Annotated in this window: 1 pseudogene; it reads left to right on the top strand. The window is 36.0% G+C overall.

From position 1 onward, the window contains the following. Positions 1-193 (top strand): annotated as a pseudogene (locus CKY02_RS25385) (putative type VI secretion system effector); the annotation flags it as partial. Positions 194-586: the final 393 nt, after the last annotated feature.

The following is a 586-nucleotide window of genomic DNA, read 5'->3' on the forward strand; positions in this document are numbered from 1 at the left end:
CTCGATTAGGTTGGCTGAAGAGATTTTCACTGCATTAGGTTTCCCTGACCCTACAGAGGTTAATCTTAGACGATTAACAAAAAAGAGGCTTAAGGAAATTAAGGCTAATTCCCCTGAGAGGGAACCCAGTAAAGACAGTGACAGAGTATTGCCAGATAGAGCTTGTTTCGTAAGCTATTATTACTATTACTGACTCAAGTAATTACCGGGTAATAAACTGTTATGTTTAGAGATATTATTTCTTTGATCAGATTGGTTGAGATTTTGAAATCAACCCAATTGATTGACTCTGAATCGCAGCGAAATACATTGTATGAAGAACAATGTAAAGACTTTGCTAATGCAATTAAGGATATCTCATAAGTACTTATCGTTCTCGAAAAGAGGCTATTGATTTTGGTGAAATAAAAAGTCAGAGAAATAGCCTTAATACACGAATAGAGGTTAAGCGAGAAAGGATTCAACCTTCATTCCGCACCTAATTCAGGAATAAACCGCTTTATATTGTACGCCTAATAAACTCAAAAGCTCATGGTGGTAAGATTGCATTCCTGTCACCATTTTATGTTCTTGAAATTCAAAGGTG

Origin of the sequence: Photorhabdus bodei, assembly GCF_003287735.1 — a bacterium.
Lineage (GTDB): Bacteria > Pseudomonadota > Gammaproteobacteria > Enterobacterales > Enterobacteriaceae > Photorhabdus > Photorhabdus kayaii.